The organism is Bradyrhizobium erythrophlei, assembly GCF_900129425.1.
Lineage (GTDB): Bacteria > Pseudomonadota > Alphaproteobacteria > Rhizobiales > Xanthobacteraceae > Bradyrhizobium > Bradyrhizobium erythrophlei_C.
In genome coordinates this window covers 4,935,017-4,959,990 of record NZ_LT670817.1, presented here as the reverse complement: position 1 = coordinate 4,959,990, position 24,974 = coordinate 4,935,017, and the positions used below count along the sequence as shown (strand labels likewise).

Sequence of the window (24,974 nt, the reverse complement as noted above, 5' to 3'; positions counted from 1 at the left end):
CATAGATGTTGCTAAGCTCAATGAGCAAGCAAGACGGCAATACGCACCTATACGATATGAAAATCGCTCTGGTGCGCTTGCAACTGCTGCGAAGTCATATTCTGGATAGTGAGCGTGTCATGGGTGGCATCAGTGATTATGACGTTGCCGTGGCCGTCATCGTGAGCAGCCGCCAGCAGCGCGTTGATATTCGCGAAGACTGCATGGCTGAAATTTATGTCCGGTAAGGGCGCAACATTGGCGATAGTGACGTGGCCGAAATTCGGGGCGAACACGAACGAGTCGTTACTAGTTGCAGCTGCAGTGGTGACTGGACCGCTGGCAACGAGGTTGGATCCAGCGTTGTTGGAGGCGACTGGAGAGGTCGCGGCGGGCGGAATACCAATCACGCCGTCACCGTTCAGGTCCTGGTGGAAACTGGTCTCCAGCGTCTCCAGCGCAGTGGTACTTCCCGACACCGCGCTAACGGCGTATGAGGTAAAGTTGCCGTCGCTGTCGGTGTTCCAGACCGTATACTGATCTGCGCCCACGGCTTTCCAGGCGACCTCGTACCCGGTTGCCGTCTGTTCCGCGCCGATCGGCGCCCAGGCGCCAAACTGACCCGCTACAACTGCCGCGCCACTGAATTTCAAATCGGTGAACTCATTAAGATAAAAATTATTGCCAGCCTCGACCAGGCTGGTCGATCCAAACGCCTCGATTACCATGTCGGTCGCAACTGGGAGGGTCGTGGTGGGAACGCCGATCACCCCATCGCCGTTCAGGTCCTGATGGAACGTGGCCTCGATCGATTCGAGCGTGGAACTGCTCGCCGAGACGTTGGAGATGAGATCGGAGATCCAGTTGCCGTTGCTGTCAGCGCTCCACACCGTATAGTCACCGGTGCCGTCCTTCCAGGCCACGTCATAACCCGTTGCGGTCTGTACCGCGGCAAAGGGTGACCAGGCCCCGAATTCCCCGGCGGCATAAGCGGAACCTACAAATTTCAGTTCGGGTCCCGATCCGTTGGTGTAAAGAAAGTAGTTGCTTCCAATCTGGGCCACGCTGGTCGGCGCGTTGGGCTGGGTAACGATCGTCGGAACCCCGATCAAGCCATCGCCGTTCAGGTCCTGATGGAACGTGGCCTCGATCGATTCGAGCGTGGAGCTGCTCGCCGAGACGCCGGAGATGAGATCGGAGATCCAGTTGCCGTTGCTGTCGGCGCTCCACACCGTATAGTCACCGGTGCCGTCCTTCCAGGCCACGTCATAACCCGTTGCGGTCTGTACCGCGGCAAAGGGTGACCAGGCCCCGAATTCCCCGGCGGCATAAGCGGAACCTACAAATTTCAGTTCGGGTCCCGATCCGTTGGTGTAAAGAAAGTAGTTGCTTCCAATCTGGGCCAGGCTGGTCGGCGCGTTGGGCTGGGTAACGATCGTCGGAACCCCGATCAAGCCATCGCCGTTCAGGTCCTGATGGAACGTGGCCTCGATCGATTCGAGCGTGGAACTGCTCGCCGAGACGTTGGAGATGAGATCGGAGATCCAGTTGCCGTTGCTGTCAGCGCTCCACACCGTATAGTCACCGGTGCCGTCCTTCCAGGCCACGTCATAACCCGTTGCGGTCTGTACCGCGGCAAAGGGTGACCAGGCCCCGAATTCCCCGGCGGCATAAGCGGAACCTACAAATTTCAGTTCGGGTCCCGATCCGTTGGTGTAAAGAAAGTAGTTGCTTCCAATCTGGGCCACGCTGGTCGGCGCGTTGGGCTGGGTAACGATCGTCGGAACCCCGATCAAGCCATCGCCGTTCAGGTCCTGATGGAACGTGGCCTCGATCGATTCGAGCGTGGAACTGCTCGCCGAGACGTTGGAGATGAGATCGGAGATCCAGTTGCCGTTGCTGTCGGCGCTCCACACCGTATAGGTGCCGGAGCTGGCGTTTTTCCAGGCTACGTCATAGCCGCTCGCGGTCTGTACCGCGGCAAAGGGTGACCAGGCCCCGAATTCCCCGGCGGCATAAGCGGAACCTGCAAATTTCAGTTCGGGTCCTGATCCGTTTGTGTAGAGGTAAAAATTGCTTCCTATCTGGGCTAGACTCGTCGATCCGGCGGTCTGGATCACGGTCGCGGTCGGCACAAAACTTACCGAAGCGTGTTCCTGTACGCTGCCTTCGGTCGCCGTGATGGTCTCGTTCTGCACCAGCGTCGAGGCCAATGTGGTCGTGAACACACCGTTGGCATTGGTGGTCCCGGAGATCGCCCCGAAGCTGTTGGCCGACCCGCTGCCCGACAGCGTCACTGCGGTGCCGGCCACAGCATGACCTAGGGCATCCTCCACTGTCACCGTCAATATGGTGGTCGAGCTGCCGTCTGCCGTCACCGTTGGCGAGCTAGCAACGAGGCTCGAGGTCGTGGCCGAAGGCGCACCCGCCACAAAGCTCACCGAGGTGTGCTCCTGCGTACTGCCTTCGGTCGCCGTGATGGTCTCGTTCTGCACCAGCGTCGAGGCCAGCGTGGTCGTGAACACGCCGTTGGCATTGGTGGTCCCGGAGATGGCCCCGAAGCTGTTGGCGGACCCGCTGCCCGACAGCGTCACTGCGGTGCCGGCCACGGCGTGGCCTTGTGCATCCTCCACTGTCACCGTCAGCGTGGTGGTCGAGGTGCCATCCGCCGCCACTGTCGGTGAGCTGGCAACAAGGCTCGAGGTTGCGGCTGAGGGCGCACTCGCCACAAAGCTCACCGAGGCGTGTTCCTGTACGCTGCCTTCGGTCGCCGTGATGGTCTCGTTCTGCACCAGCGTCGAGGCCAGCGTGGTCGTGAACACGCCATTGGCATTGGTGGTCCCGGAGGTGGCCCCGAAGCTGTTGGCCGACCCGCTTCCCGATAGCGTCACTGCGGTGCCCGCGACCGCGTTGCCGTTGGCATCCTCGACCGTTACTGTCAGCGTGGTGGTCGTGGTACCATCCGCCGTCACCGTTGGCGCATTGGCCACGAGGCTCGAGGTCGTCGCTGAGGCAGCACCAGCCACAAAGCTCACCGAGGCGTGTTCCTGTACGCCGCCTTCGCTCGCCGTGATGGTTTCGTTCTGCGCCAGCGTCGAGGCCAGGGTGGTCTTGAACACGCCGTTGGCATCGGTGGTCCCGGAGATGGTGCCAAAACTATTGCTGGACCCACTTGCCGACAGCGTCACTGCGGTGTTGGCAACCGCGTTGCCGTTGGCGTCCTTGACCGTCAGCGTCAGTGTGGTTGTCGAGGTGCCATCCGCCTTCACCGTCGGCGAGCTGGCAACGAGGCTCGAGGTCGTCGCCGAGGGCGTGCCCGTCGCGCTCGGGGTGACGTTGAAACCCATGGCGTCGAGCAGCTCTTTATCGACCGTCGAAAGCGACTGGGTCGTGCTGCCGCTGTAAAATTCGTTGAACGGATCGTTGGCGCCCTGCACGCCGCTGTTGAGGAAGTCGGCCGGATCCGAGTTCTGTCCATAGTCGGCGAGTTTGGTGACGCCGCCGTCGATCGAGAAATAGGCCGCAGGTGCCGTGCTGCCGCTCGAAAACAAATGATTTCCGGCGCTCGTGTAGCGCGTCAGGTCAAAGGTGCCGGCGCCGGGTTCACGTCCCAACGCGTGGGTGAACTCGTGCAGGGCGACACCGACTAGGTCACTGGTCGGAATTCCGGTCCCGATCCCGACCGCGCCATCGATCGATGGAGCGGTGGGCGAGATCATGCCCAGAGCTTTCTCAACCGCCGACGGCACATAAAAGGATGACACTCCGTTGACCGAGGACGTGGTCGGCAGCGAGTTTACAAAGGTCTGGTCTACGGCGGAAGTTTCGTGGCTGGCGAGCGCTGCCCTTAGGGTTGTGTAAGAGACGTAGGAGCCATAGAGGTCGCCGCCGACTGCACTGGTTCCGAGGCCGGTGATCAGGCCGTTGTCCCAATCGCCATAGCCGATATCGATGGTGACCGTGATATTGTTCTGGATGGTCGAGTCCAGAATATTGGCGGCGGTCTGCATCGCGTCCCTGAAGCTCTGCGGAGCCGCCAGGGCCGAACTCTCGTAATCCAGAACCAAATTCATTGCCGTTCCTCAGCCCTATGACAACAAGGCTTAAGAACCGCGGTGGGTGGCTGTTCTCGATTAAAGCCGATCGCGCGATAACCTAAGCTGAGCCGGTTCTAGGTAAGGAAACTATCGGTTCGATAAATTAAGATAATCAAATTGACAGAAACGCGCGAAGGTCAGCGGCAGGGATGAGTTTAGAGTTAACGTTATCTAAACCCGAAGCCTCTACAACGGAGCAGGTTAATGCGGCCCGTTCTCGATTCGGCATTCTTTTCTGATAGCGGCGCCTGTGACTGGGTCTGCATAAGCTCTGATCAGCCACGCGCGTGGAAGTGTGAAGCAGCAGCGATGACAACGCATCATCGCGATCGGCTTAACGGTGCTGCAGAGCCGGCTCTCTGCGACGCGATCGCCGTCTGTGCATGCGCGACACTCTAGCCGCTGATGACGTACCTTTCATCCTTTGCGGTTCCGGATAGTGGTTGCGTCCAGCATGTGCCGGGGCAACAGCAATCTCAGGCACCGGTTCTAGCGGTTAGATCAGTGAGACCGCTTGAACACGACATCGAATTCTGGAGTTGCCCCGTCATAGACCTCTGGCTGATTGATCGGATGAAATCCAATCGGAATGTATCCGAGCCCGGCTAAATATTTCAGCATATCGGGCATAGGCGTCATGCCCTCGTAAATTTCGATCGCTGGAATTTCTGATTGAATTCCGAGGATGCTACCAAGTCGTGGCTCCGAGCCGCGGATCACTGAGCGATCATGACCTTGGGTATCCGTTTTTAGATAGACGCGCGGCTTTTCTAAATCTTTGGTTATTTCGTTCCACAACGAATCGATACTGCGGAGGCCAACTTTCTCGATACCCTTTTTACTTACGTCAACCTCATAGTTAACCGCATCCTTCTCGCGCATGGTCAGGAGCGAATTAAAGTCGCACCGTTCCCCATACGTATTCAAAATGCCTTCTCCGACTACGTCGCTTACTCCGAGATTGAAGCCATTCCATTTCGCATCCGAATGCATAGCGGAATGCAAACGATCGAATGTCTCTTTGGTTGGCTCGAAACTCGCAATTTGCCCTTCGTAACCAACGGGACCACGAAGAAACCTGCAATAGCCGCCATCGCAAGCTCCGATATCGATCACCAGGTTAATTTCGTTCATATGGAGGAACGCTTTGAGCTGTCTCGCGAGCGGGGAAAGCGGCGGGAATTTTACTACGTCAATTCCAAAGGGCTGAACCCAAGACTTGATCAAATCGGTGAACATCTGCTCCGCTCCGCCGTCCTACTTGCCCGAATAGCATTATCTTCGAGTGCTTTTCGGTCAACCCCATTCGGGGGCAAATGGACCTCAATATTAGTACTAAGAAGAACTGCGGATTGGCTGTCAAAACGCTCAACCCATGTCACTTGGTGTCAGCTCCCGGCAAAGGGTCCTAATTGTCGAGAAGCTGCTGTTTTAGTAGCGTGATCAATCCAGACCTAGCAGCGCTTGATCTCGATCCGTCACTCCCCTTAAGCCGACTTTAGCACTTCAATCCGCTGTTCGAGGGACGAGAGCTGTTAAGTCAATAGCGCTGGCCATGGTAAATCAAAATGCTTATAGATATCCCGAATCTGTATCTCCAGTCGTGGTGCCGGCTCATTTCGATAACATTTCTTGCTCGCGTTTTTCGCAAAAAATCGACATTTGCAACGAGGTCTACGATCGTGGGCCGACGCATCTAACGGATTGTCCGGCAATTCAACGAGTGCACCCGCCCAACAAAAAGTTCCTCGGCCATCCTCCTCCCTGGGGGGCCGCTTTCCGACCACTATGCAGCCGGCCGCTAGCGGCTCGAACCATCGACTGGGTTACGAAACTTGCAGCCCGAGGACGGAGAGTTTCGGGTTCCATGCGAGATGGACGAACGCCAAAATCAGCTATACCCAAGCGCCGATTTTGTTTACTTTGCCAGCCTAATCAATGATAATCATGCCGCTAATTATCTTAACATAAACTTGATGCGGAGGGATCGTTTACCTTGCCCTTGCGTCTTTGGTTAGTGTTTAGAGTAGACGCAGGCACGCGAAAAAGTCCCGTAAATGACCCCAAACCTTTTCGCTTATCTTGCGCTGGTAGCATGGCCGCTGGTGGCGCTCTACTTGTATCTTTCGGGCCCCGCCGGCCTGGCTACGATGTGGACCATTTTGGCTGGCCAGCTGTTGCTCCCCGTTGGAACTTTCTTCAAGTTCGAGATGATACCGCAATTCGACAAAGTCTCGATCCCCAACCTGTGCGCGTTAATTGGTTGCACTATTGCAGCTCAACGGCCTCCACGCATCACAAACGGGATGGGGGTAGTCGAAGTCCTGATCCTGCTCTGCGTCGTTAGTCCACTTCCCACATCACTTCTCAACGGTGACCCGATTCACATCGGGTCTACGGTGCTGCCGGGTGTGGGTCTCTACGATGGGATTTCGGCCGTTATATTTCAACTTATTATGCTGATCCCATTTTTCCTCGGCCGGCGATTTTTTCGAAATGCGGCGGACACTCAACAACTCTTTTCTGTTCTGAGTTTTGCGGGCCTTGCTTATTCCGTGTTGCTGCTTTTTGAGATCCGTTTCAGCCCCCAGCTGCATAACTGGGTTTATGGATACCACCCCACCAATTTTGAACAGGAGGTGAGGGAGAGCGGTTTTCGGCCCATGGTTTTCATGGGACATGGTCTCGTCGCATGCTTTTTTGCGATGACGGCGGCCGTCGCATCGGCAGCACTGTGGCGTGCGCGCTTTCGCGCAGTGAGGTTTGCGCCGGCTGGTGCGGCGACGGCCTACTTGAGCGCGGTTCTCGTTCTTTGCAAAAGTAGCGCGGCGACCGTTTATGGCATGGTGCTGGTGCCGCTAGTGGTCTGGACGACCCCTCGCTTGCAGATGTGCGTCGCGGTGTTTCTAGTGAGCATTGCCCTATTGTATCCGTTCCTTCGCATGTATGACGTTTTTCCCACACAGACGATCCTAGGCGTGGCGGACTCAATTGATCCGGCACGCGCAAGTTCGCTGGAGCTGCGTTTTAGGGAAGAAGGTCGGCTTCTGAATCGTGCCTCCGAGCGGTTTATGCTCGGATGGGGCCGATTCGGTCGCAACCGCATTTTTGTTGAGGATTGGCGAGGTATAGGAGGCGATTCCAGTATAACGGATGGACTATGGGTAATCGTGCTTGGCCAGTTTGGTCTTGTTGGGTTCATCGCAGAGTTCGGGCTGCTAGCTATTTCCGTATTCCGGGCTGCGAAAGCTCTGAAATTTGCGGAATCACTAAAGGACTCCATCTTTCTGAGTGCTCTCGCCCTGATCGTGGCAGTTAACATCATCGATTTGCTGCCCAATTCCGCACTAAGCCCCTGGTCCTGGCTTTTGGTCGGTACACTTCTCGGCCGATCCGAAATGATGCTGGCTCGTTCGCGAAACAGGAACTTGCGGACAGCCTCGCCCCCGACGGTGCAAGAGGCGAGGGCATGACAGTTAAGCCGTGGCCTTTGGATCATGCGGACGACGATGTTCCGGCTCCCCGCAGGCTGTTCATGGTTCTCTCGCCACGGTCGCTTTCGTATGCGCGTCTCGCTCTTGCGAGTCTTTTTGGTAATGCCGAGGAGCCATTTGACTTGGCCCTCATCACTGATTCAGAGAATGACAAGCAGATCCTGTTGGAGGAAGTCGGAACACTCGAAGTTGGCCAGATTAGCAAACAGAGTTTTGCGATTTTCAGCGAGGCTGATCTCGAAACCCGCGAGTCCGAAATGTTTGCGCGATACCCAAACATCAGATCTTTTCGGCACGGCCATCCTTGTTGGCGAAAAGTGACTGATCCGATGCTGTTGAGTAGTGACGGAGAAGAAATGATTGTGCTCGATCCGGATATCTATTTCCCCAACCGGTTTTGCTTCGAGGATACCCTTGCATCCGGTTTGCTGCTGATGTGGCAGAAGCCGTCCTGCTTGCTTCCCGCCGAAGTGGTCGACAACGCCATGCGTGCAGGCATCGCCTTGGCGCACCATACCGATATCGGGGTCGCCCAATGGAGAATGCCTGTCGATCTTGCTTGGCTTGATTGGCTCCTTGGCAAGCTGGGTTCACCGAACCTGCCGCGAAGCATGCACGTGGAGTCGATTGTCTGGGCGGCATTGGCCATGCGGATGGGAGGTGGCTACCTTGACCCCACAGCCTGGTTGTGTTGGAATAGGACACAATTCAAGCGAGTTGCGCGGAAGCTCGGAGCAAATGGAGCGGCCATCCTGAGAAGAGAACCGTGGGCGGATATCAAATGTTTTCACGCCGGAGGAGAGGCCAAGTGGTGGCTGGCGGAAGCCAAAGATAGGGGCTTCCTGGACAGGCGCGAAGTTAAATCCCAAAAGCTTGATCCACGGCCTTTCGAGGCACTGAAACCGGCCGTTTTTGCCGGCATCGAGCGGAGAAGGCTCTGGCTTAGAAGATTGGGCTATTACTCGTTGTTTGCGCAGCAGTGATCGCTGCAGTAGTGGGCGGGATGAAATTGGAATTGCCAATCGTCGTCACTTACGACGATCGGGCAAGTGCAATCCCCGGCGTAGAACTTTTAGCCCGATCCCTGAACCGCTACTCGCCTAGTCTGGAACTGCATATCTATTCGCCGTTCGATACCATCGCTGAACGCCTTTCCGATCTTCCTCGGCTGAAATTCATCAAAACAACCGATCTTGTCGGGCGCGGCTGGAATGCGAGTGTCAAGCCAGCAATCTTGCTTCGGGCTTTCACCACGACCGGCCGGGCGCTCTGGCTGGATACAGATGTGGTCGTAATGGGCGACGTAGGTTCGCTTATCGGTCGATTTGACCGCGACACTTTTGTTGTCGGGCAAGAATTTCGCGGAACTGCCGGAGCAGGGGGGCGCATCCGGGCTCAGGGATATGGTCTGAAGCCATTGCGCTTCCTTCCTTATCCCGTGAACTCAGGGTCAATCATCGCATCTATGCGTCATCGGCGCCTTCTTGTTGAATGGTCCGCACTTCTGTCAGATAGCGGTATCAAGAGGCGCAATCCCGACCGGTGGTAGAACGCCCGGTCGCTTTCGTCGGCGATTAGGACGCGCTCTGGGCGCTTTTGACGACTGAAGAATTTGCCGGTGTGCCCGTTGATTATTTTCGTACTGGATGGGACATGATCCAGCATTGTGGAGCAAACGGATATCATGTGCTGGACAGGCTTGCCCGGCCGTTCGGAAAGGGACCGCGTTTTGTGCATATGCTCGGCCGTTACAAGCCATGGTCGTTTGAGGTTGTTCCCTCGGCCAGACACAACCCGACAGACCATTTGAACATGGTGTGTTTCGAGCTTTCGCCGTTCTTTGAGGCTGCGCAGCCATTTGCTCGTGAACTGGGTTGGCCCGGGTGGTTGCGCAGGCGGACGCTTCCGTCACGGATACTTAATCTGGCATTTGGAGGGAATGTTGCGCTCAGAGGGCTGCCGCTTGCAATGGTCTCGTGGGCTGCGGCCTCTCTTGGACGAAGGTCCGAGTTATGAATTTGGACGCATCCGCAGTATGAAGCTCGGCGAAAACCAGCACCTCCGGAAGGGTCAACCGGCGTGATTGCTCTTTGCGAATTGACGCCTAGCAGGATCCGTGAATGTTGTTTGGACTAGCCGGTCGAGCGCTAAAGCATCTGGAGCCCCTACGTAGCATGCTGCCTGAAAAGGGGGGAATTCCCTTTGAATGGGCGCAAATTCGTGCGTTGGCGAAACGGGATCCGAGCATCATCATCGGAACGATGATCGCGCTCAACCTGTTGCGATTGATCAGCACCCTCATTTTAACGAGACTAATGGCGCCCGCCGATTTTGGCATTCTCGGCTTGGTGACGGTGGTCCACTACACGATAAACATGCTTTTCGACGTCGGCACCGACACTTTTATCGTTCGACATCACGATATAGAGGACCGCAGATTTCTCAATGTTGTTTGGACCGTTCGGGTTGCTCGAACATTACTTTCTGCTGCGCTCATAGCAGTGTTTGCAAGTCTTTTCTCGCGCTTCCTTGGAAACGAGTCGCTGACCCCCGTTCTTGTTGTCTCCGCCTTGGGGTTGGTGGCGGCCGCTCCGCAGTCACTAAGCTTCAGCATTGCCATTAGGAATAAACAACTTGTCCTCGTGAGTTCTATCGATGTGTTTCTCGCTGTCTTGAGTTTGATATTGACAGTTGGCTTCGCATTCATTTTTCGGAACTACTGGGCCGCGGTAATAAGTTCCATCGTGGGATCTGCCATCCGTAGTTTGCTCAGCTACTTCATGTTTCCATCTCCAGTTTACCGGTTTGCCTATGACAGAAAAATTGTCGCCGACATGTGGAGATTCTCGCGCTTTGTAACGGGTTCGAGCCTGATCACGCTTTTCCTCACTCAGATTGACAAGGTTGTTCTCGGTCACTTCTTGAGCATTGAGCAATTCGGAACCTATATACTCGCCGTCAATCTCGCGTTCGTTCCGCAAACGTTTTGCGGCATGTACGGGCAACGAGTCCTGTTTCCGACATACTCCCAGGCATATCGGAACGACCCGAGTTCGATGCGACGGGTATTCCATCAGAAACTAAGTCGCGTGGGACCACTATATTGTTTCATGGTCGGTGGGCTGATCAGTTTTGCGCCGGTTTTGATCGCTATGATGTACCAGGACCGCTATGCCCAGGCGGCCTATTATCTGGCGCTTCTATCCATCCCATCGTTCTTTGCGCTTGCGAGCGTAGCGGCCACCGAGGCGCTGATTGCTGTGGGAGAGGTGCGCGCCACTTACTATGCTAATCTCGTCCGCCTCGGCTGGCTTTTTCCCGCGACAGGCTTGGCCGTCTATTCAGGGCGGACCGATGCGATTTTGGTCGCTATTGCCTTCAGCGAGCTACCTGCCACCATTTACACGTGGTGGAAGCTCAGGAAGGCCGGCGTTTTGAGCCTTCGGCGGGAGTTACCGACGTTCGTTTTCGGAGTGCTCGGAATCGGTGTGGGCTGGGCAGCCTACAAAACGATAGGTTTTTTCTTCCACATCACGCCGGTTGGCCTGTTTGGATAGAAAACAAAAGTCGCCCAATGCAATCGTTAATTGAGAAAATTAAGCAACGAATTCGCTTTTTCCTGTTTAACCGCAACATAAAAATCGGCTGGACAACCGGCGGTTCTCAGTTGGAGGGTTATTCGATGGTATTCGGCCGGTCGCCACAGACCGCGCATTGATCTGCCTCGGTGGTGACGGCGGATATCATTCCAAAAAATCTAGATTAGACTAGGACATCGCGCCAAACATTGTCGCGGTCCGCAAGCTCATAAACTTGTGACAGGTTGTGCCTATTTTAATTTCTGTCTATTCTTGAGCAAATATCCGTTTGCCATGTTCCAGAAAACTTCAACAATGCCGATGACAACGCGCCCGATCAGGAGTACTTGGCAGCACCGACTCGCTTTCGAACGCATCAGGTTTCGTTTAGCGCGCCGGTTCGGGCTCGATGTTAATCTTCTCAATGCGGCTGCTTCCGTTGAAGAATTGCATCCCACGGAAAAAATTGCCGGTGCTCCCTGTATTGCTCTTCCGGGTCAATTTGAACGTATAAGCAAAGGCGGGTTCGATATTGATATTGCCGAAGAAATTGCCCAACTTAAGGGTGGCCCGCGCGAAATTGGCCCGACCGTCCGCTATGTGCTCGATAACGTTCTCGTCAGCCACGGCATCATACATGCCCGTGGACGGCGGAAGTTATTCAACTCGACGATCGACTTAGGCTCAGTTCAATCGCCGTGGGCAGAGTACGATGAAGCTGGACTCAGAAGCTCTTACGTGGGGTGCTATTTTTTTGGGCATTGGCTTGCCGACGATTGCACAACACATTTGCTTGCGCAACAGTCGGGTACGCCGATGAGCATGCCGACGCCGCCTTGGCCGAACTGTGCCGGTTATCTTGGTCTATTTGGGCAAAGCTATATCGAGCTGGGCAGAGCTCATGTTCGGCGTCTTGTTCTATACGATGACATTGCACACAATGAACACAAAGCATCGAGATTCCGAGCGCTCAGAGCCCGTGTGGGATCGAATAACGAATCCAGGGCGGCTGGCAGAATTGTCTATTTGATGCGCGGGCGGCTGGGGGGGGCACAGCCCGTCGGCACCGACGCATATCGCTCCTCTTTTGGCCGTACAATTCATAATGAAGCGGAGATTGTTGAGGCTCTCATGCGTCAGGGGGTTACCATCGTGTGCGCCGAAACGCTTACCGTGCCGCAGTTGATTGCAGAGTTGCTTGGTGCTCGGATCGTCATCGGCCTCGAGGGTAGTCAACTCTCTCATGGTCTTTTCACGCTACATGACAAGGGCGGCATGTTAGCCATTCAACCGCCGGACAGACTCTACAATGGGTATATGGATGCGATGAATGTACTGGGCATGCGATATGGCATCGTGGTGGGCGAACAACGCCAATCCGGATTCCATCTTCCGCTTGGGGATCTTTTGCGTACCATCGACTTGATGGACACCAAGCTATGCTGAGTAGGGTACAATAATTTCGGTAATTTTCCATGATTTCACATTGGTCTTGGAAAGTCTTTTTCCGATCTCCAACGCAGTTCCGCTATAGTCGGGTCTGGGCAACTGCCTCTACACCTATTTCCACGCGGTCGCGCGCGCCGCACAGCTTGCGCTGGTATAGACGTTGCACCCGCCGTTTGAGGCGCTGATTGCGGTGGGAAAAGTGCGCGCCACTTACTATGCTAATCTCGTCGGCCTCGGCTGGCTTTTTCCCGCGACAGGCTTGACCGTCTATTCGGGGCAGACCGATGCGATTTTGGTCGCTATTGCTTTCAGCGAGCTGCCTGCCACTATTTACACTTGGTGGAAGCTCAGGGCGCGTGGCGTCTTGAGTCTTCGGCGCGAGTTACCTACGTTCCTGTTCGGAGTGCTCAGCATCGCTGTGGGCTGGGGAGCTTACAAGACGATAGATCTTTTCTTCCATATCGCGCCGGTTGGCCTATTTGGATAGAATTCGTTTATTCTCAAAAGAATTATTCCACACCATCGGAGCATTGCCTAGCTGATGAGATGCTAGATTACATATGCACGAGAAGGGAATTGCGGCTTTGCGCATGGATCGAGTCATGGTTCGCGAAAACTGTAGACAGGTGTGCGAAATAGAAGCAAAGACGAATGGTAATTAAGGCGTGGTCTTCCGGAAATATAGCTGGGTTGATCGCCCGTCGCGCTTCAGAAGGTGCTTACCGATTCGCTTCACTGCCGATCTGTGATTGGCAGTTACAAATGCGGGTCCACGATCAATACACTTGAAGCCGGCGCGCTCTGTAATCGATTTCAAGGTGTCGTGCGTGAACGCGTTGATATGTTCGAGCGGGTGGACCGACAGATAATTTTGTTTGGTTTTGATGCTGTGTACGCCATCGCAATCAGGCGTTTCCAGAACGAGGATCCCGTCGTGCACGAGGTGTCTGGAAAGCTCTCTAAGCATATCGCTTGGGGAGTCCAAGTGCTCCAGGGTTTCAAACAGGGTTATCGCGTGAAACATTTTCCCTCTTATTTCATCGAGAGAGGACAAAATCTTAATCCGCGCCTCAGTGCGCCGGCCGATGGAGCGATCAATCCCGGTGGCCTCAAATCCGAAATGCGTGCACGCTTCAAGGAACTGGCCGAAACCGCAGCCAAAATCGAGCAAGCAAACCGGACCAGAGCCGCGAGGTCTGCGCGTCAATCGTTCGATCCGCAGAATGTGCTCAACATGGTGAACTGCCCCACTAAAGGTTCGCTGGAATTCCGGGCCCAGTCGTCTCCCGAACGCCCTGATGGCATCGGCGCTCATCCATTTCGAAAAACGACGCTCGTTCCATTCCGCGTTAAGAATGAAGCGATGGAATACCTGTGAACAGTCGGCACAGCGAGCAAGCGACCAAGCGGCGGATCGCAGATAGGGCAGGGGGTCTTCGCCCCATGGATCGGCGGCCAGGAAACCCATCAAAGGCTCGTCCGTGTACTTACCAGAAGCGAGTTCCGAGTAATTGGTAGAGGCGCAATTGATGCAGGATTTTCGTTCAACAAATACTGCATGTTCAACTACTTGAGACATTTCTGAGCTCATTTTCCCGAGGAACCGTCATTGTGAGTATAGTAGGTATTGCGTTACGGAGCTTTGCTCGGTTAAATGTTGCCACCGGACAACGAAGCCCGCAGCATTGGGAAGGCCTGCTAAGGCACGGACAAACCAACTTATAATCGCAAACGTTTTGTCTAACGACAATACCGCGGCTCGAAATTCCCCTAAAGGGCTGGGCGGGGACGGCAACGTGGGGTGGCGTTAGGATATGCAAACCACACAAGAAATCTTCGAAACCATCTACCGCGAGAAGCTATGGGGCGGTCGTAAGCTGTTTTGGCGCCGGTTCTATTCTGGCTCTGGAAGCGCAGACGAGAACGTCATTGGCCCTTACGTTGCAGCAGTTCTTCCTCTCATATCCGGTAAGCATGTTCTTGATATCGGCTGCGGGGATTTCACGATAGGTAGCCGCCTGTATAAGGCGGCCGCCCACTACATCGCCTGTGATATCGCCCGCCCCCTGATCGAATATAATCGCAAGAAATTTAGTGTAGAATTCAGAGTTATTGACGCGACAGAGGATGATCTACCGAACGCAGATATCGTGTTAATCCGGCAGGTATTGCAGCATCTCAGTAATGCGCAGGTTGCAAAAATAGCTCCCAAACTATGCCGATATAGATGCGCAATTATCACAGAGCATATCCACAACCTCCCCGGCTTTGTTCCTAACTTGGATATAGCATCTGGTGCTGACCATCGAGGGCACATTGGGTCGGGGATTGTTCTGACCGCGCCACCTTTTAATTTAAAGGCACAACAAGAAAAGACGATTTGCGAAGTGGAAACGTTTGACGGCATCATTCGCACTACACTTTTTGAATTCTAAATCTAGGCGACTCTCATGCATTCATTCGTGGATCGCGTCGTAGTTCGTGTACTGATTTCCAACCTGGTACGGCCCCAGGAATTATTGAAGTCCACGGTAGAGAGATCGAACAACGGTGCGTGTCTATCCTGAAAGGATAGAGCTTATCACCCCAAAATCGTGGACCGTCAGCGCGTCGTTGCAGAATCCGCTCCATGGAACACAATCGCTGGCTTATCTGCGAGATAGATCGTAGGGGCAGAGCAAATGGCGATCCGACCTCGCCTAGAATTGAACCGAATCCTAGCCCCTGCAGGATGCGGGTTGCCGAAACTCTATAGCCGAGAATGACACCGAATGTCCGATGTTGATCCGGTAGGTTTCTTCCGCCAATCTTGGAGGGTCCCACTGACAGCTGCAAACCAACCCCAAAGGGCCTGGGCTGGGGTCGCAACGTGGGGTAGTCGTCGGTGAAGGATCGCCATTTTCACGCGGGCACGAATTTTGACTGCGGGAAGAACGCCCTCGAGATGAGGCACAACAAAATCCTTAGCCACCTGATCAGGCGGCGGAAGTTGTAGCCGACAGCGGCCAGGGTGGCGTTGTTGAAGTCGCCGTGGCGGTGGGCGAGATAGTTGCGGTCCATTCGGTGATCTTCCTTGAGATGGCCGATGACGGGCTCGACGGCGGCGCGGCGTCGGATCTCTCGTTTGGTCGCCGGCGTCACGCGGCGCTTTTGCTGTGAGGTATAGATTTTGAACTTGTACTCGGGCGGGGCCATTGTGGCCGCGGTATCCGGCGTCGGTATGGAGCCGTTCGAGGGTATTGTTCGATCGCTAGGATCACCTCAGCCAGCGTATGACCGTCATAGCGATTGCCGGCAGCGCTTGCACGTGGGCGACGAACTGGCCGCCCTTGCTGTGCTTGAGGGTGGTGGCAACGCTGACCTTGACGCCGAACTCGTAAGGCTTGTGCGCCTTGCCCTTGCCGATGCACTCCACTTCGGGCGCATGCAGGCTGTAGACCTTGGGTCCGCGCTCCTGAGCGCGTTTAGATCATCAATTCTCGCCACGAGAGCGGCAAGCTTAAGCGTGAAGGGTCAACGCCGCTGGCGCCGCCGGTCGGGTAAGGAACCATTTTTCAACAAGATGCCAACTCAAATAGCCGGCTCCGAGCGATAGAACGATCGAGAGCAAAACAATAATTGGAAATGGGAATATGAACAGTGAGATCAACATTTGCTGAATAGGGAATGCGAACAAATAGGTGCCATAGGAAAAATCGCCTTTTGCGGCCGCATGGCGCAATTTGATCCTGTCCGTGAAGGAGAAGTAGAAAGTGCTGTAGGTGATGGCCAGCGGGAACATCAGTTGTGATGATACCCGTTGAAACTTGTCGCTGACCGGGACGTGGCACAGCAGGAGGAGAAGTCCAATCAGACTGACTAAAACCAATGGATGACGGGGGATCTTCTGCTTTAGTAAGAAAAACAAGGCGCCCATAAGAAAGCAAGGGAGAACGAAAACCCACAAATACGGCCACCCAAAGATCTGACCGACTATGCCGAGCCCCGGCTTTCTATCAAGGATATCGAACGCTGCCCGTGCCGCCATGCAGCTTACAATGATCGCAGCTATTGCCCACTTCTGGCGAAGTAACCCCGCGATGCCAAGCCCGGCTAACCCAACATAGCACCAGAACTCAAATGGGATGCTCCACAAAGAGCCGTTAACAGCTGTTGAGTAGTTGCGAGCGAAAACGGTCGAGGGTGGAGCATAATTCTGGAGAAGCAGATTCTGCCCAAACGTTTTCGCAATTTGAATCAGCGACAAATCGCTTGCGGTCGAAAACAGCGGCACAACAACGAAAGCCCCAATCGTCGTAGCTACCATGTAACCGGGAAAGATGCGCCTGATACGTTTCTCAAGAAAGCTCTGCAGGCTTTTGCTCTTCAGGCGGCTCTCGCAGATGAGGAACCCGCTGATCGTAAAGAAGACCATCACTGCAATATTGCCGGCATTATAATGGCCGTTGGTTAGGATAGAAATCGGCTCGACAGTTTCTCCTTGTGGTAACGCCAATGCAAAGCTGTGTGACCAGATAACGGCTAAGGCCATCATCAATCTGATCGCGTCAAAATTGTTAAGACCGTCTTCGGATTGTATCAGCAGGCGCATAACTTGAATGAGTGGTTATTCGAAAAAAATTGGACCACCACTCAAAGTTAACGTGGTGAACGATGGCCGGCGTGTCGACAACTCAATAGCGGTTAATCGCGAGTATTGAACTCCTGAATGGCATCGCAGCTAGCATAGTAATTGCCTAATTTATAATCAACGGGGAACAAGCCCCAGATATTGTTCTCGTAGCCGTGCTGTGAGCTGGCTTCACTTCTCTGCCTTTCCCGGCGGCCGCTTTCACTAGCGCCTGATAGTAATACTGCTTGATCATGTTCTTGTAACTGCCAGTCTTGGCCGGGTTGCCGTTGTGGTCGAGATCGAGTTTCCAACGTTGGGTCAGGGTTAGGCACGTATGCGCCATCTCACGGGCACTGTTTGTGCTACTCAGGGTATAGGTGAAACGTTCCAATTGAGACTTGGAACCGCGACATTCCCCGGCTCGTACCACCGCTTCCTATTCGTAAGCGATGTTCTGCGGCCACCTTTCGGCTGATGTGCCGATCTGCGAGTCTCCGAGTCTGGTTTTGACCGTTAGGCTTAGAAGGGACACGGTGCATAGTGCTATCACGGAGCCGGTTCGTCGGCTGGAAGTCTTCAGCGGAGCCGGTCGTCGGCGGAAGTGGAGCGACGAAGACAAGGCGCGGATTGTCGCGGAGATCGTGGCGAGCGGTGACTCGGTCTGTGCGGCGGCTCGACGTCATGGGTTGTCGCCGCAGCAATTGTTTGGCTGGCGCCGCCAGCTGAGGGAAGCTGCGGCGGGGGATTCTGACGAAAGGTTGGCGGGCGTAAAATCCCAAATAACCGGCGGGTACTGGGCTGCGGAGGCAGCGAGCGGGAACGGGATCGATTGCGGGCGCACGGTGCCGGGCGTCGGTGCGACGGTGTAGGCCTTGACCGCGGCGGTGCCGGCGGCGTCGTTGGAGTCGAGCGGCACAACGGTCGGGCTGGTCGACGTGCCGCCTGTATTGGCAGCCGATCGAAGCACCAGGTTGGCGGTGGCCGTCTGCGCATTCGCGTTCACGCCGGTGATCGCAACCCCCTTGATGCGCACGATCTTGGTGGCCGAACCGGAGATGCAGACGGCATCGGTCGCGCCGGTAGCCGGCAGCGCAAGGCCAACCGCGCTCGCCGCGAAGGTCGGGCGCTTCACTTTCGTGGTAGTCCATGATCCCGACGCGCGCGATCGGGACTTCCTCGCACAGTAGGAAGCCTTCAGGCGTCAGGCTTTGCTTGGGTCCGATGCGTTCGGTGACGTAGAATTTCATGGAAGCGGTTTACTCAGCAAAAAGCCGCCCGGAGGCGGCTAACTGGCTCAATCTGGAGCCTAAAACCCCTCTTTAGGGGCTAGGCGGGGGTAGCAACGTGGGGTAGCGTTGGGGGACAGCCTACCTTTTTGGAGTACCAGTACCGTGAGCGAACAGGAATCCTATCTGAGCCTTCTCAAGCGCTGCCTTACTGCTTCAATCTATGATCAAAGCGGATGGCAAATGATCGAAGGACCGATGGTCCATCAAACCGGAGTGGTCGCGGCACTAAAGCGTTCCGTCGTATCCGCGCTTGCCAAACGCGGCATCAGACTGGTGCGAACCACCGCCATGAACCCCGTTCACAGGGATCAGGGGCTTGATTGGCCGCTATTTGGCTTCACGATGGCTGGAACCAAACGTCTAGAAAATCTTCAGAGTTGCGTCGAAACTTGCTTGCGCGAGACCGTCCCCGGCGATTTCGTCGAGACCGGCGTTTGGCGCGGGGGCAGTTGCATCCTCGCCAAGGCGATCTTTCACGCCCATGGCGAGAATGACCGAACAGTTTGGTGCTGCGATTCCTTTGAGGGCATGCCAGCGGCAGGAGCCAACGATTTGGCAATCGACAAAACTTCCGATTTCAGCGACCGCGCTTTCATCACCGTCTCTCAGGGAACCGTTGAGGATAACTTCCGCAAGTTCGGCTTGCTGGATGACAAGGTGCGTTTTTTGAAAGGATGGTTTTGCGATACGCTTCCAACCGCTCCGATTAAAACAATATCCGTTCTCAGAATGGACGGAGACCTTTATCAGTCAACGGTGGACACCTTGAATAATCTATACCGCAAGGTCTCGCCCGGCGGCTTCATCATCGTTGATGATTACTATTCGTGGAAGGGCTGCAAGCAGGCTGTAGATGAGTTCCGAGAGAGGCACGGCATTAAAGACAAGATCGTGGATATCGATCCTCACGCGGTTTTTTGGCGCAAGCAATAGTGATCACGCATTGAACTGGATAGCGTCATAGTTCGTGTACTGGCCGCCCTGCTGATATGGCCCCGGAAAAAGACCCCATGTATTGCTCTGATAGCCGTACTGAGCAGGCTTGGCTTCGCGACCTTTGCGTCCGCTTGCCGCCACCAATGCTGAATAGTAATTCGTCTTGATCATGGTCTTGTAGCTGCCGGTATTGGCAGCAGCCCCGGTATGATTGATATCGAGTTTCCAGCCTTGCAGCATCTTCAAGCACATCTGCGTCATCTCAGATGACGAGCTGGTCCCGCTCAGCGTATAGGCCGATACGTTCCAGCCGAAACCGGGTATCGCTGTGTTGAGCGCAGTTAGTGAGACCACGTCGCTGGTGCTGTTAGTCCCGTTGTTCAGATTTCTGCTGAATGAAACCTGCGGGCCACCTTCGTAATGTAGGCACCCGATGACCGGATTAACCCCATTCGTCACGCGTCCGGCGCTATTGTCATAAGCGGATAAGATAGTTTCGAAGTTGGCGAAAGCTCTTGCGAATGCTGGCCAGTTCGCCGATTGATTCGGATTTTGTCCGCCAGCGGTTTCATCAACTAACATGCCACCCCTGATGGTGGTCGCTCCGAGGCCTGATGTGGCATTGAATGTGATCGTGGTGCCGCTCGTCGTCGCCACCGCTGCCCATGCACCAATTAGGCTTGCGACCGCCCCAGTGCCGGAGAAATTGTTATTCACATTCGGCACGAGGACGATGTTGGCCGTCAGCGCGCAGACCACGATCCCGAAGCCGTCGAACAGCGTATCGGCTCGATCGAGCGTGAACGTGAGCGCACCGGATGCGGCGTAGAAATTGAGGTGATTGGCCTCGTGCACCGCCTGGTTGGTCGCGACCTGCTGGAGTGTGAAGATCACCCGGGCGTTGCCGGATCCATCGTCCTGCAGACCGGCCCCGATGCCCTCGACCGCCATGGAGCCGAGCCCGAGCGCCGTCCGCGTCAGCGCAAGACTGTTCGACGACGGGCTGCATCACCGAGAAGTTGGTACCCGTCGCCGGAGTAGTGCCGACGATAACATTGCCTTCCGTCGAAGGCGAGCCCGGAATTAGCGCGCTGGGCCGCCGCCGGCAGGCTCAGGTTGATGGTGGAGGGATCGACGATCGGCGCCACCAGCGAGCGGCCGAACATTTCCGAGACCTGCTGCAGCTGCATTTCCAGCGTGACGAGACCGGTCTCGGCGCCGTTGCCAAGCGTCGCCAGCGACACCAGGTTCTGCAGGCTGATCGCGTGCGTCAGCGGCAGGGTGCGGAAGATGGTCAGGCTCGTGCCATTCGCGATCGGAGCGCCGGGATCGTAGGTAACGGTCCCGCCGACGCCCCAGAGCGCGCCGGCCACTGGCTCATTGAGCGAGATCTGGTATTGCGACGCGCCCGAGCCTTGCGACAGCACGGTCTCGTTGCCATCAGCGTCGGTATAGATCACGGAGATGTACGCGGCTGCGACCCCGATAAAGCCGAAGCTGAACTGGTGGCCGCGCCGTTGCCGAGAACGGTCGTCTTGTTGGTTGAGGTGTTGATGGTCATAGACTTCCTTTTTCAGGAAGCGCCGCTTTTGATGATCGTCGGGGCCATGGACCTGGTTGGGGGCTAGGCGGGGGTAGCAACGTGGGGTAGCGTGGGGCTTATGAGGCTACATCGAGGATCTATTATGCTTGTTTCCGCTATTAAGACCGTGACACGCAGAATCCTGCCCGGCGGGAAGAATTTCCGAAAACTTCCGTTTGGTCCCGCAGCAGGTTGCACGATGAAGTTGAATTTCCATCATGACTTGCGCCTATTTCTCGGTCTGTACGAGATCGAAACCCAGCGATGGTTCAAGGCCCTTGTTCAGCCGGGATACAGGTCCTTCGATGTCGGGGGTGCAGGAGGTTATGACGCTCTCCTGCTTTCCAAGCTGTCCGACGGGGGACGAGTAATGTCTTTCGAATGCGAGGACGATCTTTTTTCCGAAATGCAGGAAACCTTTGCGCTGAATCCTTATCCAATCGAGGCGGTCAAAGTATTCGTGTGTGACATCGACGATGACAAGCACATGTCGCTAGATTCCGCCGCGAAGAAATTCTTCGTTCCAGATTTTATCAAACTCGACATCGAGGGCGCTGAAGCCAGCGCCCTGCGGTCTGCGCGCGAGATCATTACTCAGCGCAAGCCGAATATGATCGTCGAGGTTCACGGCTTAGACATTGAGCAACAGTGCTTGTCTATTTTGAAAGAATACGGCTATCGGCCCAAGATCGTTGACCGTCAGCGGGTTGTTTCAGAAGCGCGGGTTATCGAACACAATCGATGGCTGATCTGTGAGGGTAGGGATGGCTGTGCGCGCTAGTGTTAAGCATTCCACTCATGGATCGCGTCGTAACTCGCATACTGGTTGCCGAACTGGTACGCGACCGGGAATAGCCCCCAAGTGGTGTTCTGATAACTGAACTGAGCGGGGTGATTTTCACGCCCTGACGGGGCGCTGGCTGTTTTCAGCGCTTGGTAGTAGTAGGTTTTGATCATGGTCTTGTAGCTGCCGGTATTGGCAGCAGCCCCGGTATGATCAATATCGAGTTTCCAGCCTTGCAGCATATTCAGGCACATCTGCGCCATTTCTGACGCGCTATTGGTGCCGCTCAAGGTATAAGCTGAAACATCCCAATTGAGACCTGGGACCGAGACATTCCCCGGTGTCGTGCCCCCATTTCCAATTCGATAGGTGAGAGCATTGAGAGATTCCGAATCGCTGGCGTTGTTGGTGCCATTGATAACATTCGTGCTGAATGACCACTGTGGCGCACCCTCATAGTGCAGAATCCCAATCTTTGGGTTGACGCCATTGGTCGCACGGCCAGAGATATTGTCATAAGCAGAAATCACGCTCTCCAAGTTGGACAAATGCCTAGCAAAGATGGTCCAGTTCGCCTGTGAGTTTGCATCGAGTCCGGGCCGTTGCAGCCTGAACAGGCTCACAAGAGAATTAAACGCCTGCAAGGTCAGGCCGTTGGCGTAGTCTCTCGCAGCCTGTAACCATTGCGCATTGTCCGACACCGTACCGAAGATGATCGTGTCATTGCTATAGGATGTTGATCGAATATAGTCCGAGAGCCAATATCCAGCTATTCCGGTAGCTGTAATTAAATCAACCGGGCGATTTGGTGAGGTTGAATAATCTGATCCAGCGCCACCACCAAGACCTCCATAGCTCGCATAAATCGAGTTTGATGTAGTAAGTAGTTGACCTTTGAACCCATACTGTTCGAAGTTTTGGTTGGCGAACGCTTCCGCATAACGGTTCATCTGCAGAATGTAATGATCCGAAAACGAACGCCCTTTACCGGTCCATGCAGCTCGTGACACAGCCGCATATTGTACGGTGCGCAACGCACCCCAACTCCATTGCGGCTGTTCGCCGCCGCTCGGAAATCCCATTGCGCAGCCGAGATATTGGCAAAAACCGAAAGGTACTTGGCTGAAGTTCCACAGTTCATTTCCGACTTCGGTTCCGAACCTAAGTCCCTGCGTCAGACCAGTCGTATTGTCGCCAAAGAAGTTGGTAGCAGCAGTAATGAACGCGCCCTTGGTGTGAACGGGCCAATTGAACCAGCAATGCGCTCCGACCTGATTGCACAGTTCGACGATGGCCTCGAATGGAATGCTGACCACCAATCCTCCGGCGCGGCAAATCCAGCCGCCAAGAATTTGGCTGTAGATGAGCGTTGCCGTCCCGCCAGCGGTGAACGTCGACGGATCGATACGTGTCATCGTGCAAATGGCTGGCCCCGACGTGTAGGCGATGGTGAGGGCACCGGCCTGCGCCGTTCTTGGATAGGCTGTCACCTGACCAGAATTGCCAAACACGACCTTGGCGGTCGCCAGCGTGGTGTCGGCAATGAGTGCTTTGACAAGGTTTCCGTTCAACGCCGCAACTGATGCGGTGTCATTGGCTACAGTGGTGTATGTGAATACGTAAGGCGCTCCGCCGTTAAGCCAAGGAGCACTGAACGTCCATAGCATCTTTAGGCCGGCCGATGCCGCGGGTACGGAAATTCTAAAGATGTTCGGATTGGTGGTGAAGTCGAAGATCGGCGCCGCGCCGCGTCCCCCGACGTTTAGCGTCGGATTTGCCTCAGCGTTGGTCGTATTGAATGCTCCCTGCACGATCTCCAGATCGGCATAGGCTTCGCTGCCCGAGGCCTGAGGATTGGAGCATGTATAGGCATCGCCGCCGCTGTTCGCTAACGGCCCTGCCCAATATGCAGGAGGGAAGTAGTTGGTGCTGTTCGTGTAGCTGATGTAGCCGGCCGGCATCCGATTGGCAAAGTCGCATTCATAGCTGCCCTGGACGCCGCTCACATCCATGAACCTGAGCCAGCCCCTTTGTGAATAGGGTGCGGTCTCATGGTTCATGAGATATTTGTACTGCTCGATGAGATCAGGAGCGGTGATCTGCCCGGCATCGACCAGAGACTCGTTGGCGGCCTTGCAGATCACCAGATTCGAAAAGCCGGAGAATTTTCCCTGCGCCAGGATGTAGGCCGCGTCGATTCCGTTCAGGTTGCTGAGAGCGTGACCACTTGGTCCGCTGTAAGGATCTGATGGATTCCACACCGTTCCGACCAGATCCATGTTCTGTGCATCGACAACGTGCGACGCCCATGTTCCTGTCACCCCGGCCTGACCGGTCTGGTTCGCGATAGTGACGGTAGGACCGGGATGTGCAAATTGCAGGGTCGTCGAGGAAACAGTCTGAGGGATATTAACTTGCCAGGTCGTTCCACTCCCCGAGACGATGGTGGTGCCTGCGACGACGCCGGACCCCGTGAGCGTTAGTCGGACGGCGATATTGGCGCTGGAAGCTGTTGTCAGCGTGGTTCCAGAGATGCTTCCCGTATTAGTTCCACCTACGTATTGCGCCAGATAATTTGGTTTGGTCCTAAGCCTGATGACATGCTGGCCAGAGCCATCAAGCGCGCTCGACTGCGACAAGTTCTGGATGTTGTAGCCGAACGAAAATACGACGCGCGGATTGCTCTTATCGATAATTGAGAAGTTGCCGCCAACATCGCCTTTGACCAATGGCGCTACGCCGGCGACATACTGCCCGCCAGACCAGATGATTGCGGCGGGCGATAACTGCATCGAGGCACGTCCCTGCCACTTCCACACCACCGGTCCGGTGTATCCGGCCGCCCACGCAGGATTTGCGCCAATGTTCGCGGGGGGCGTCGATGTCGGGTAGCCGTTGGAGTCCGCGATATTCGGCGGGACATTGAACCCGAAGCCCTTGGCGAGATTCGCCCAGCTAGTGGGGGAAACGTTGAGCGTGACACGATTGGGATTTCCGGACGACAGGCCGTCAATTGCCGCCTCCGCCCTTCTGGAGATCGGCGTCGCCAGCAGTGTGACCGCACCCGCCGCGCACCCGGCGTGTATGAAATCTCGTCGTGTCAGTTTCATCGTCAGACCAGAGTTGTGGAATGGCCGGAGGGTGGTATCGAGGCAAACTCAGCGTTATGGAAGC

At 55.4% G+C, this 24,974-nt stretch carries 18 protein-coding genes and 2 pseudogenes; 11 read left to right on the top strand and 9 right to left on the bottom strand.

Translation table 11 applies throughout. From position 1 onward, the window contains the following. Positions 1 to 47: 47 nt before the first annotated feature. Positions 48 to 4,052, bottom strand: coding sequence for an NF038122 family metalloprotease (locus B5527_RS23735; RefSeq protein WP_079603707.1), 4,005 nt, complete (start codon positions 4,050 to 4,052; stop codon positions 48 to 50). Between the two features lie 525 nt (positions 4,053 to 4,577). Continuing rightward, complete coding sequence (locus tag B5527_RS23730) at positions 4,578 to 5,315, bottom strand: FkbM family methyltransferase (RefSeq protein WP_079603706.1); 738 nt, start codon at positions 5,313 to 5,315, stop codon at positions 4,578 to 4,580. Between the two features lie 818 nt (positions 5,316 to 6,133). Between B5527_RS23730 and B5527_RS23725 the strand changes: the two genes are divergently transcribed. The 6 genes from B5527_RS23725 (at position 6,134) to B5527_RS23700 (ending at position 13,084) form a co-directional block, all read left to right on the top strand. Continuing rightward, on the top strand, positions 6,134 to 7,549 hold the full coding sequence (locus B5527_RS23725; protein WP_079603705.1) for a hypothetical protein: 1,416 nt from the start codon (positions 6,134 to 6,136) through the stop codon (positions 7,547 to 7,549). Beyond that, positions 7,546 to 8,553, top strand: a complete 1,008-nt coding sequence (locus B5527_RS23720) for a hypothetical protein (RefSeq protein WP_245332232.1) — start codon at positions 7,546 to 7,548, stop codon at positions 8,551 to 8,553. The genes B5527_RS23725 and B5527_RS23720 overlap by 4 nt, the downstream gene beginning before the upstream one ends. A 20-nt stretch (positions 8,554 to 8,573) precedes the next feature. Beyond that, positions 8,574 to 9,119 carry a hypothetical protein gene (locus B5527_RS23715; protein ID WP_079603704.1) on the top strand — a complete coding sequence of 182 codons (546 nt, stop codon included), beginning with the start codon at positions 8,574 to 8,576 and terminating at the stop codon, positions 9,117 to 9,119. A 625-nt stretch (positions 9,120 to 9,744) separates the two neighbouring features. After that, positions 9,745 to 11,127, top strand: a complete 1,383-nt coding sequence (locus B5527_RS23710) for an oligosaccharide flippase family protein (RefSeq protein WP_172842637.1) — start codon at positions 9,745 to 9,747, stop codon at positions 11,125 to 11,127. A gap of 315 nt (positions 11,128 to 11,442) precedes the next feature. Then, on the top strand, positions 11,443 to 12,594 hold the full coding sequence (locus B5527_RS23705) for a glycosyltransferase 61 family protein (protein WP_079603702.1): 1,152 nt from the start codon (positions 11,443 to 11,445) through the stop codon (positions 12,592 to 12,594). A 163-nt stretch (positions 12,595 to 12,757) separates the two neighbouring features. Further along, positions 12,758 to 13,084, top strand: coding sequence for a hypothetical protein (locus B5527_RS23700; protein ID WP_154072475.1), 327 nt, complete (start codon positions 12,758 to 12,760; stop codon positions 13,082 to 13,084). Between the two features lie 171 nt (positions 13,085 to 13,255). On the opposite strand, the gene B5527_RS23695 is transcribed toward B5527_RS23700, so the two are convergent. Continuing rightward, entirely contained in the window at positions 13,256 to 14,176 is a 921-nt protein-coding gene (locus tag B5527_RS23695; protein ID WP_172842636.1) for a class I SAM-dependent methyltransferase, read from the bottom strand. A 235-nt stretch (positions 14,177 to 14,411) separates the two neighbouring features. Here B5527_RS23695 and B5527_RS23690 point away from each other — a divergent pair, with 235 nt between their 5' ends. Continuing rightward, the gene (locus tag B5527_RS23690; RefSeq protein WP_079603699.1) at positions 14,412 to 15,032 is read left to right on the top strand and encodes a class I SAM-dependent methyltransferase; all 621 of its coding nucleotides are present in this window, start codon (positions 14,412 to 14,414) and stop codon (positions 15,030 to 15,032) included. A gap of 466 nt (positions 15,033 to 15,498) precedes the next feature. On the opposite strand, the pseudogene B5527_RS46545 reads toward B5527_RS23690, so the two are convergent. Further along, positions 15,499 to 16,063 (bottom strand): annotated as a pseudogene (locus B5527_RS46545) (IS5/IS1182 family transposase); the annotation flags it as partial. Between the two features lie 33 nt (positions 16,064 to 16,096). Next, the gene (locus tag B5527_RS23680) at positions 16,097 to 17,188 is read right to left on the bottom strand and encodes an acyltransferase family protein (protein ID WP_079603697.1); all 1,092 of its coding nucleotides are present in this window, start codon (positions 17,186 to 17,188) and stop codon (positions 16,097 to 16,099) included. A 470-nt stretch (positions 17,189 to 17,658) separates the two neighbouring features. Here B5527_RS23680 and B5527_RS46540 point away from each other — a divergent pair, with 470 nt between their 5' ends. Beyond that, entirely contained in the window at positions 17,659 to 18,078 is a 420-nt protein-coding gene (locus tag B5527_RS46540; protein ID WP_245332231.1) for a transposase, read from the top strand. A gap of 3 nt (positions 18,079 to 18,081) precedes the next feature. After that, positions 18,082 to 18,396 (top strand): hypothetical protein, encoded by a 315-nt coding sequence (locus B5527_RS46535; RefSeq protein WP_079603696.1) that lies wholly within the window; start codon positions 18,082 to 18,084, stop codon positions 18,394 to 18,396. Here B5527_RS46535 and B5527_RS47785 read toward each other — a convergent pair. Then, positions 18,367 to 18,456: pseudogene (locus B5527_RS47785) on the bottom strand (hypothetical protein); the annotation flags it as partial. The gene B5527_RS46535 and the pseudogene B5527_RS47785 sit on opposite strands and share 30 nt — an antisense overlap. Before the next feature lie 144 nt (positions 18,457 to 18,600). On the opposite strand from B5527_RS47785, the gene B5527_RS23665 reads away from it, so the two are divergent. Next, entirely contained in the window at positions 18,601 to 19,431 is an 831-nt protein-coding gene (locus tag B5527_RS23665) for a TylF/MycF/NovP-related O-methyltransferase (RefSeq protein WP_172842634.1), read from the top strand. 3 nt (positions 19,432 to 19,434) lie between these two features. Here the strand turns inward: B5527_RS23665 and B5527_RS23660 are convergent, their stop codons facing one another. Then, the gene (locus B5527_RS23660) at positions 19,435 to 20,385 is read right to left on the bottom strand and encodes a hypothetical protein (RefSeq protein ID WP_079603695.1); all 951 of its coding nucleotides are present in this window, start codon (positions 20,383 to 20,385) and stop codon (positions 19,435 to 19,437) included. Between the two features lie 26 nt (positions 20,386 to 20,411). Further along, positions 20,412 to 20,894 (bottom strand): hypothetical protein, encoded by a 483-nt coding sequence (locus B5527_RS23655; protein WP_079603694.1) that lies wholly within the window; start codon positions 20,892 to 20,894, stop codon positions 20,412 to 20,414. A 225-nt stretch (positions 20,895 to 21,119) separates the two neighbouring features. Here B5527_RS23655 and B5527_RS23650 point away from each other — a divergent pair, with 225 nt between their 5' ends. After that, the gene (locus B5527_RS23650; protein WP_172842633.1) at positions 21,120 to 21,797 is read left to right on the top strand and encodes an FkbM family methyltransferase; all 678 of its coding nucleotides are present in this window, start codon (positions 21,120 to 21,122) and stop codon (positions 21,795 to 21,797) included. A 2-nt stretch (positions 21,798 to 21,799) separates the two neighbouring features. Here B5527_RS23650 and B5527_RS23645 read toward each other — a convergent pair whose 3' ends face one another. Then, positions 21,800 to 24,910: a hypothetical protein gene (locus tag B5527_RS23645; protein ID WP_079603692.1), complete on the bottom strand. Its 3,111-nt coding sequence runs from the start codon at positions 24,908 to 24,910 to the stop codon at positions 21,800 to 21,802. Positions 24,911 to 24,974: the final 64 nt, after the last annotated feature.

Excerpts from the sequence above, each read along its gene's own strand:
- B5527_RS23735 (WP_079603707.1), bottom strand. The coding sequence starts at position 4,052 with ATGAATTTGGTTCTGGATTACGAGAGTTCGGCCCTGGCGGCTCCGCAG.
- B5527_RS23730 (WP_079603706.1), bottom strand. The coding sequence starts at position 5,315 with ATGTTCACCGATTTGATCAAGTCTTGGGTTCAGCCCTTTGGAATTGAC.
- B5527_RS23725 (WP_079603705.1), top strand. The coding sequence starts at position 6,134 with ATGACCCCAAACCTTTTCGCTTATCTTGCGCTGGTAGCATGGCCGCTG.
- B5527_RS23720 (WP_245332232.1), top strand. The coding sequence starts at position 7,546 with ATGACAGTTAAGCCGTGGCCTTTGGATCATGCGGACGACGATGTTCCG.
- B5527_RS23715 (WP_079603704.1), top strand. The coding sequence starts at position 8,574 with ATGAAATTGGAATTGCCAATCGTCGTCACTTACGACGATCGGGCAAGT.
- B5527_RS23710 (WP_172842637.1), top strand. The coding sequence starts at position 9,745 with ATGCTGCCTGAAAAGGGGGGAATTCCCTTTGAATGGGCGCAAATTCGT.
- B5527_RS23705 (WP_079603702.1), top strand. The coding sequence starts at position 11,443 with ATGTTCCAGAAAACTTCAACAATGCCGATGACAACGCGCCCGATCAGG.
- B5527_RS23695 (WP_172842636.1), bottom strand. The coding sequence starts at position 14,176 with ATGTCTCAAGTAGTTGAACATGCAGTATTTGTTGAACGAAAATCCTGC.
- B5527_RS23690 (WP_079603699.1), top strand. The coding sequence starts at position 14,412 with ATGCAAACCACACAAGAAATCTTCGAAACCATCTACCGCGAGAAGCTA.
- B5527_RS23680 (WP_079603697.1), bottom strand. The coding sequence starts at position 17,188 with ATGCGCCTGCTGATACAATCCGAAGACGGTCTTAACAATTTTGACGCG.
- B5527_RS46540 (WP_245332231.1), top strand. The coding sequence starts at position 17,659 with ATGTTCTGCGGCCACCTTTCGGCTGATGTGCCGATCTGCGAGTCTCCG.
- B5527_RS23660 (WP_079603695.1), bottom strand. The coding sequence starts at position 20,385 with ATGGCGGTCGAGGGCATCGGGGCCGGTCTGCAGGACGATGGATCCGGC.
- B5527_RS23650 (WP_172842633.1), top strand. The coding sequence starts at position 21,120 with ATGCTTGTTTCCGCTATTAAGACCGTGACACGCAGAATCCTGCCCGGC.
- B5527_RS23645 (WP_079603692.1), bottom strand. The coding sequence starts at position 24,910 with ATGAAACTGACACGACGAGATTTCATACACGCCGGGTGCGCGGCGGGT.